Source organism: Penaeicola halotolerans, from assembly GCF_016464625.1.
Taxonomy (GTDB): Bacteria; Bacteroidota; Bacteroidia; order Cytophagales; family Cyclobacteriaceae; genus Penaeicola; species Penaeicola halotolerans.
The window spans coordinates 1-245 of sequence record NZ_JAEAGO010000172.1; the positions used below are offsets into that span (position 1 = coordinate 1).

Below are 245 nucleotides of genomic sequence, written 5' to 3' on the forward strand. Positions count from 1 at the left end.
TATTACGACGAGATGCGCCACATGCTGGCGCGCCAGATGGGGGCGCCGAACAGTCCGCAATGGTTCAACACCGGGCTGCATTGGGCCTATGGCATCGACGGCCCGTCCCAGGGGCATTTCTATGTCGATTACCGGACCGGCAAGCTGGTGCGGTCGGACAGCGCCTACGAACATCCCCAGCCCCATGCCTGCTTCATCCAGTCGGTCAGCGACGACCTGGTGAACGACGGCGGCATCATGGACCT

1 protein-coding gene is annotated in these 245 nt (G+C 62.9%); it reads left to right on the forward strand.

Annotation, left to right across the window (positions count from 1 at the left end; translation table 11 throughout):
• Positions 1–245, forward strand: a 245-nt coding sequence (locus I5349_RS13970) for a hypothetical protein (RefSeq protein ID WP_226391384.1), incomplete at both ends; no start/stop codon positions are given.